The sequence below is a fragment of the Thauera linaloolentis 47Lol = DSM 12138 genome (assembly GCF_000310205.1).
GTDB lineage: Bacteria > Pseudomonadota > Gammaproteobacteria > Burkholderiales > Rhodocyclaceae > Thauera > Thauera linaloolentis.
The window spans coordinates 1-7,518 of sequence record NZ_AMXE01000120.1; the positions used below are offsets into that span (position 1 = coordinate 1).

A 7,518-nucleotide genomic window follows, 5' to 3' on the forward strand; every position below is an offset into this window, starting at 1 on the left:
GCGCTGGCCGGCATTGCCATGGCGGCGGGCGTGCTGGCCGACCGCGGCGAGGCCGCCCGCCTGGCGCAGCGCCAGGACCGGGTGTTCGCCGACGCGCTGCCCGGAACACCGGCGATCGCGCCCGCGCTCCAGCTCCAGCGCGCCTTGCGCGATGCACGCCACGCCCAGGGCGAACTGGCCGAAGACGACATGCTCTCCATGCTCGGCGCCGTCGTCGCCGTGACCGGCAGCGTGCCCGAGGCCTTCACCTACCGCGAACAGCGCCTGATCGCCGACCTGCCGGCAGCGCCCGCATCCACCGCGGCGATCGCCCGCCATGGCCTTGCCGTGGAAGCCGACGGCAAGCGGCTGAGCCTGTCTCCTTCTCCCTGACGCCGCCTCCCGAAGCCACCACCCGAAGCCGCCCCGCCCCCGGCCCGCCTCCCCCATCGACCGACACGCGAAGACCCGATGATCCCCGCCCTTGCCGAACGCTGCCGCCTCCTTGCGCAACGCCTGTCCCCGCGCGAACGCCTCGCCGCCCAAGCCGCCATCGCCGTCCTGCTCGCCGCGGCGCTGCTGATCGGCGCGGAGAGCCTGCTCGCCGAACGCGCGCGCCTCGATCGCCAGCTTCCCCAGCTCGCCGACAGGCTCGCGCGCATGGAGCTCGATGCGGCCGAGCTGGCCCGGCTGCGTGGCGCGCCGCGCAAGCCCGCCGCGGCCGACAGCGGGGTTCTTGCCGCCAGTGCCCGCTCTCATGGCCTGGCCGTCGACATCGAGGCCGGCGACAGCCACGCCTTCCGCCTCGCCGGGCGTGCGAGCCTGAGCGCATTGCTGCCATGGCTGGGCGAACTCCACGCCGAGTACGGCCTGCGGGTGACGGACATGCAGTTCGACGGCGCGGCGGCGGGCACCTATACGGTATCGCTCGGCCGCGGCGCCAGCCAGGACCCGACGCCCCGCTGATGCGACGCCTGCTGCGCTCCCCCATCGTGCTCGCAGCATGGTTCGCCGCCATGCTGGCAGTCTTCGCCATCGCCGGCGCGCCTGCCTTCCTGCTCGACCGCGGCCTGCGGCAGGCGGGCGACGGCCGCATCCGCTTGATCACCAGCCAGGGCACGCTGTGGCGCGGTAGCGGCCTGCTCGCCGAGCGCGACGCCGGCCGCTACCGCCCCTGGGTCGATATCGCCTGGCGCTTCGAATTCGGGGCGCTGTGGCGCGGCCGCCTCGCCTTTTCGCTGGCGATCGACGGCCAGCCCCCGGGGCGCGTGCTCGTGTCGCCGGGCGGCTTCAGCCTCGATCTGCCCGGAAGCGCGCTGCCGCTGGCACCGCTGGTGCGCACCCTGCCCCACCCCGCCGCTCGCCTGGGCTGGAGCGGCAGCGTGCACGCCAGCGGCGAACTCGGCCACTGCACCTGGAAGCTTGCCTGCGACGGCCGCGTCCGGCTCGCCGTCGACGCGCTGTCACTGAGCGTCCTGCCCGATGCGCGGCTGGGGCGCTACACGCTCGACGCCACCGCCAATGGCGCCGGCCTGCGGCTTTCGCTGAACGGCGATGCGGGCAACCGCCTCGACGCCCGCGGCGACATCGAGGTGATGCCGGGCGGGCGCAGCAAGGGCGAGGTCGTCCTCGACGGCGATCGCGAACTCGTGCGCCAGATCGGCGCGATAACGGCCGACGTCGCGCGCGCGGTGCCGGGTGGCGCCCTTCGCCTGGCCTGGTGATCCCGCACCGGGGACAGGCGGCGCACGGGCCGCCGTGCGCCCCGGCAGGCGCGGCGCGCGCATTGGTAAGGAAATTTTCACTGTGCCGTAATGCTGCATGACGAGAATCTTCGCTCGCCCAATCCCATTCCTGGAGTGATGACACAATGAGCAAGCCCGAAATGCTTGATGACCTTCCGACCAACACGTCCGACAACGAGCACTTCCAGGCCGTCGTCGAACGCGCCGTCAGCCGCCGCGGCTTCCTGAAGAGCGGCATCGGCCTGTCGGCGGCCGTCTTCCTGTCGGGCTCGCTGTCGGCCTGTACGAGCGATGACAACGATGACGACGAGACCGTCGAGGTTCCGGAAGAACCGACTCCGCTGCTCGGCTTCCAGGCAATCCCGATCTTCACCGACGACGCCGTGCACGTCGCCGCCGGCTACACCGCAACCGTGTTCGCGCCCTGGGGCACGCCGCTGTTCTCCGGCGCTGCCTGGAAGACCGATGGCAGCGACAACGCCGCCGCCCAGGCCCGCCAGGTCGGCGACAACCACGACGGCATCCACTTCTTCCCGCTGACCGAAGGCAACAGCGAAGAAGGCCTGCTGGTGATGAACCACGAATACACCACCACCACCGGCCGCGCGACCTACGCCTGGCTGTTCGGCACGCCGAACACCACGATCACGACGCTGGAGCAGGCCAACAAGGCGATCGCCGCCCATGGCGTGTCGGTGATCCACATTGCCAAGAACACCGCCGGCAAGTGGGAAATCAAGCTCGACTCGCAATACAACCGCCGCATCACCGCCTCCACGCTGATGCTGATCACCGGCCCGGCCGCCGGCGACGCCCTGCTGCAGACCAGCGCCGACGCCACCGGCACCAGCGCATTCGGCACCATCAACAACTGCGGCAACGGCTGGACCCCGTGGGACACCTACCTCACCTGTGAGGAGAACTTCAACAACTACTTCGGCAGCACCACCGAAGGCGACGGCCGCAGCGCCGCGCAGAAGCGCTACGGCCTGTCGTCGGGCGCCACGTCCTACGGCTGGGAGCAGTTCGTCGACCGCTTCGACTACAAGAAGGAACCCAACGAATCCAACCGCTTCGGCTGGATCGTCGAGATCGATCCGTTCGACGCGACCTCCACGCCGAAGAAGCGCACCGCGCTGGGCCGCTTCAAGCACGAGAACGCCGCCTACCGCATCGGCACCGATGGCACCGTGGCCATCTACATGGGCGACGATCAGGCTGACGACTATGTGTACAAGTTCGTCTCGAGCGGCAAGTACATCGCCGGCAACCCGCGCAACAACGCCAACCTGCTCGACGCCGGCAAGCTCTATGTGGCCCGCTTCAAGGCCGGCGCGACGAGCGGCGACTTCATGGGCGACGGCGAATGGGTTCTGCTCGACCGCGACGCCACGCCCGAACTGGCCGGCTTCGCCAACCAGGCCGAGGTGCTGATCCACGCCCGCCTCGCCGCCGACGCCGTCGGCGCGACCAAGATGGACCGCCCCGAGTGGGTCAGCGTGCATCCGGAAAGCGGCGAGGTGTACGTCACGATGACGAACAACTCCGGCCGCAGCACGGCCGACGAGGCCAACCCGCGTCTGCAGAACCGCTACGGCCAGATCGTGCGCTGGCGCGAAGCCGGCAACGACCCGGCGGCAACCACTTTCGAATGGGACATCTTCGTGCTCGCCGGCAACCCGGTGAAGTACACCGACCGCAACGATCTCAAGTCGGGTTCGGCCAACGTCACCACCGACAACACCTTCAACAGCCCCGACGGCCTCGGCTTCGACAAGGACGGCCGCCTGTGGATCCAGACCGACGGCAACTACAGCAATGCCGGCGAATACGAAGGCCAGGGCAACAACCAGATGCTGTGCGCCGACCCGGCGAGCAAGGAAATCCGCCGCTTCTTCGTCGGCCCGCAGGAATGCGAAGTGACCGGCCTGACCTTCACCCCGGACAGCAAGACGATGTTCATCAACATCCAGCACCCGGGCGAAGGCGGCAACAGCCACTGGCCGGACGGCGGTACCTCGGTGCCGCGCTCGGCGACCATCATCATCACCAAGGATGACGGCGGCGTGATCGGCAGCTAAGGCAGCAGGCACACCGGCCGCGGCGACGCGGCCCGGTGCGCAATCATTCGGCGCCCGGCACCGCGAGGTCCGGGCGCTTTCCGTTGCGCGGTCCTATTCGACGCGGTGCGCCTCGGCCAGGTAGTCGCGCGTGCGCATCTCGATCAGGCGGCTGACGGTACGCACGAACTCGTGCGCGTTCTGGCCTTCGGTATACAGTTCGTAGGCGGGTGCCTCGGCGCTGGCGATGAGCTTGACGCGATGGTCGTAGAGCACGTCGATCAGCCAGGTCAGGCGCCGCGCCTCGGCGGCGTTGCCGGACGACATCTTCGGCACCCCGGACAGCACCAGCGAATGGTATTCGCGTGCGATCTCGAGGTAGTCGTTCTGCGAGCGCGCGCCCCGGCACAGAGTGTCGAAGTCGAACCAGATCACCCCCTGCGCCTTGCGGATGACGGGCAGCCTGCGCCCGAGGATCTCGACCTCGCCGGTCTCGCCCTGGCCGCTCGCGAGGCGGACGAAATCTTCCTCGAGCTTGCGCTCGGCGGCGTCGTCGTGCGGCACCAGATAGATCTCGAGCGCTTCCAGCGTGCGCAGGCGGTAGTCGGTGCCGTCGTCGACCTCGATGACGTCGAAGCTCTTCTTGATGAATTCGATCGTGGGCAGAAAGTTGACCCGCATCAGACCGTTGGGATACAGGCCGTCGGGCGGGTAATTGGTGGTCATGACGAAGATGACGCCGCGCGCGAACAGCGCCTCGAGCAGGCGGCCCAGGATCATCGCGTCGGCGATGTCGGAGACGTGAAACTCGTCGAAGCACAGCAGGCGGGTCCGCGCCGCGATGCGGTCGGCGACCTTCTGCAGCGGATCGGGCTCGTGGTTGTGGTCCTTGAGATCGCCCTGCACTTCCTGCATGAAGGCGTGGAAGTGCACGCGGCGCTTGCGCTGGTAAGGCACGGACTCGAAGAAGCAGTCCATCAGGAAACTCTTGCCGCGCCCGACGCCCCCCCAGAAATACACGCTGCGCGGCATTTTCGGGCGCGCGAACATCTTGCGCAGCGTACCGCGGCGGGCAGCCTTGAAATCCACCAGCTCGGTATAGAGCGCCTGCAGGCGCTGCACGGCGGCGCGCTGCGCCGGATCGGACTTGAAGCCCCGCGCCTTGAGCTGGGCTTCGTAGGTTTCGATCATCCCGTGCTCGGGAACGTTGAGGATGCGATAGGACATGGGCAAAGCCGGAAACTTGACGGGAAAAGGGGTGAGACGCGAGGGATCGCCCTCGCACTCACCCCTTCTGGTACTGCGGATCGATCAGAAGTGCAGCGGACGCTTGTCGCAGGCGAGCGCTGCTTCATGCACCACTTCCGACAAGGTCGGGTGGGCATGGCAGATGCGGGCCAGGTCTTCGCTGCAGCCGGCGAACTCCATCGCCACCACGGCTTCGGCGATCAGCTCGGAGGCGTTGGCGCCGATGATGTGAACGCCGAGGATACGGTCGGTATCGGCATCGGCCAGCATCTTGACGAAGCCGGTCGGGTCGCCCATGCCGAGCGCGCGGCCGTTGGCGAGGAAGGGAATCTTGCCGACCTTGTAGGCGACGCCCGCGGCCTTGAGCTGCTGCTCGGTCTTGCCGACCCAGGCGATCTCGGGGCTGGTGTAGATGACCCACGGAATGGTGTCGAAATTGCAGTGGCCAGCCTGGCCCGCCATCAGTTCCGCGACCATCACCGCTTCTTCCATGGCCTTGTGCGCCAGCATCGGACCGCGCACCACGTCGCCCACCGCCCATACGCCGGGCAGGTTGGTGCGGCAGTGGTCATCGACCTCGATCATGCCGCGCTCGGTGATCTTCAGGCCGACGGCCTCGGGGTTCAGCCCCGCGGTGTTCGGCACGCGGCCGACGGACACGACCAGGCGATCGGCTTCGAGCTTCTGGTCGGCGCCGTCCTTGTCCTTGTAGTTGATCGTGACGCCTTTCTTGCCGACCTTGACCTCGCCGATCTGCACGCCGAGATTGATCTTGAGGCCTTGCTTGGTGAAGACCTTCAGCGCTTCCTTGGCCACGTCCTGGTCGGCGGCAGCGAGAAAATCGGGCATGGCTTCGAGCACGGTCACGTCCGCACCCACGCGGCGCCACACCGAGCCCATCTCGAGGCCGATCACGCCGGCGCCGATCACGGCGAGCTTCTTCGGCACCGCGTCGATGTCGAGCGCGCCGACGTTGTCGCACACGATCTTGTTGTCGACCGGGATGCCCGGCAGGTGGCGCGGCGCCGAGCCGGTGGCGACGATGACCTGCTTGGCGACCACTAGTTCGTCGCCGACCTTGACGTGCCAGCCGGCCTCGCCCTTGCCGGCGAAGGCGCCGTGGCCGTTCAGCAGCGTGACCTTGTTCTTCTTGAACAGGCCCTTGATGCCGCCGGTGAGCTGGTCGACGATGACGCTCTTGCGCGCGATCATCTTGGCGACGTCGATCTTCGGCGTGCCGACGCTGATGCCCTGGCTCTCAAAGCTGTGCCCGGCTTCCTCGAACAGGTGCGAGGTGTGCAGCAGCGCCTTGGACGGGATGCAGCCGACGTTCAGGCAGGTGCCGCCGAGGCGCGGCTCACCCTTGGGGTCGGCATAGGGGTTGGATTCGCAGCACGCGGTCTTGAAGCCGAGCTGGGCGGCACGGATGGCCGCCACATAGCCGCCGGGACCGCCACCGATGACGAGGACGTCGAATTCTTTGGACATTCATCTCTCCTGCAGAAAAACGGGGCGCAGCCCCGTCGCGCGGGCCGGAACCCTGCGACGGAACGCGCCCCGGCGCGTAAGGGTTAGACGTCGAGGATCAGGCGGGCCGGATCTTCCAGCGCTTCCTTCATCGTCACCAGGCCAAGCACCGCCTCGCGGCCATCGATGATGCGATGGTCGTACGACAGCGCCAGGTAGTTGATCGGACGGATCACGACCTGCCCGTTCTCGGCCACCGGACGGTCCTTGGTGGCATGGATGCCGAGGATCGCCGACTGCGGCGGGTTGATGATCGGGGTCGACATCATCGAGCCGAACACGCCGCCGTTGGAGATCGAGAAGGTACCGCCCGACAGGTCCTCCAGCGACAGCTTGCCGTCCTTGGCCTTCTGGCCGAATTCGGCGATCTTCAGCTCGATCTCGGCGATCGACATGGATTCAGCGTTGCGCAGGATCGGCACCACCAGGCCGCGCGGCGAGCCGACCGCGATGCCGATGTCGATGTAGCCGTGGTAGACGATGTCGCTGCCGTCGACCGAGGCGTTGAGGATCGGGTATTTCTTCAGCGCGGCCACGGCGGCCTTGACGAAGAAGCCCATGAAGCCCAGGCGCACGCCGTGCGCCTTCTCGAACTTGTCGCCGTACTGCTTGCGCAGGGCCATCACCGGGGCCATGTTCACTTCGTTGAACGTGGTCAGGATAGCGTTCTCGTTCTTCGACTGGATCAGGCGCTCGGCGATGCGCGCGCGCAGGCGCGTCATCGGCACGCGCTCTTCCGCGCGGTCGCCGACCGCAGCGATGACGGCCGGCGCGGCGGCAGCGGCAGCCTTCGGCTGGGCGGCGACGGCGTCTTCCTTGGTCACACGGCCGCCGCGGCCGGAGCCGGCGACGTCGGCTGCGGCGATGCCCTTCTCGTCGAGGATCTTGCGCGCGGCCGGGCTGGCAGCGCCGGCGGCGGACGACGAAGCCGCGGCCGGCGGCGGGGTCACGGCCTGGAC

6 protein-coding genes and 1 pseudogene are annotated in these 7,518 nt (G+C 68.2%); 4 read left to right on the plus strand and 3 right to left on the minus strand.

All coding sequences use genetic code 11. The annotated features are described in order from the left end of the window. The 4 genes and pseudogenes from C666_RS17860 to C666_RS17875 form a co-directional block, all read left to right on the plus strand. Positions 1 to 372: pseudogene (locus tag C666_RS17860) on the plus strand (type II secretion system protein GspL); the annotation flags it as partial. 78 nt (positions 373 to 450) lie between these two features. Further along, positions 451 to 945, plus strand: coding sequence for a type II secretion system protein M (locus C666_RS17865; RefSeq protein ID WP_004346465.1), 495 nt, complete (start codon positions 451 to 453; stop codon positions 943 to 945). Next, positions 945 to 1,703 carry a type II secretion system protein N gene (gene gspN, locus C666_RS19395; protein ID WP_004346467.1) on the plus strand — a complete coding sequence of 253 codons (759 nt, stop codon included), beginning with the start codon at positions 945 to 947 and terminating at the stop codon, positions 1,701 to 1,703. Before C666_RS17865 ends, gspN begins: the two co-directional genes overlap by 1 nt. Before the next feature lie 146 nt (positions 1,704 to 1,849). Next, complete coding sequence (locus C666_RS17875; RefSeq protein ID WP_004346469.1) at positions 1,850 to 3,805, plus strand: PhoX family protein; 1,956 nt, start codon at positions 1,850 to 1,852, stop codon at positions 3,803 to 3,805. Positions 3,806 to 3,898: 93 nt separating this feature from the next. On the opposite strand, the gene zapE is transcribed toward C666_RS17875, so the two are convergent. The 3 genes from zapE to odhB form a co-directional block, all read right to left on the minus strand. Next, positions 3,899 to 5,011 (minus strand): cell division protein ZapE, encoded by a 1,113-nt coding sequence (gene zapE, locus C666_RS17880; protein ID WP_004346473.1) that lies wholly within the window; start codon positions 5,009 to 5,011, stop codon positions 3,899 to 3,901. A gap of 84 nt (positions 5,012 to 5,095) precedes the next feature. After that, positions 5,096 to 6,520, minus strand: coding sequence for a dihydrolipoyl dehydrogenase (gene lpdA, locus C666_RS17885; RefSeq protein ID WP_004346474.1), 1,425 nt, complete (start codon positions 6,518 to 6,520; stop codon positions 5,096 to 5,098). An 83-nt stretch (positions 6,521 to 6,603) separates the two neighbouring features. Continuing rightward, the coding region (gene odhB / locus C666_RS17890) for a 2-oxoglutarate dehydrogenase complex dihydrolipoyllysine-residue succinyltransferase (RefSeq protein WP_004346476.1) at positions 6,604 to 7,518 on the minus strand (915 nt) is incomplete at its 5' end.

Coding starts and splice junctions, on each gene's coding strand:
- gspN (WP_004346467.1), top strand. CDS start 945: ATGCGACGCCTGCTGCGCTCCCCCATCGTGCTCGCAGCATGGTTCGCC.
- lpdA (WP_004346474.1), bottom strand. CDS start 6,520: ATGTCCAAAGAATTCGACGTCCTCGTCATCGGTGGCGGTCCCGGCGGC.
- C666_RS17875 (WP_004346469.1), top strand. CDS start 1,850: ATGAGCAAGCCCGAAATGCTTGATGACCTTCCGACCAACACGTCCGAC.
- C666_RS17865 (WP_004346465.1), top strand. CDS start 451: ATGATCCCCGCCCTTGCCGAACGCTGCCGCCTCCTTGCGCAACGCCTG.
- zapE (WP_004346473.1), bottom strand. CDS start 5,011: ATGTCCTATCGCATCCTCAACGTTCCCGAGCACGGGATGATCGAAACC.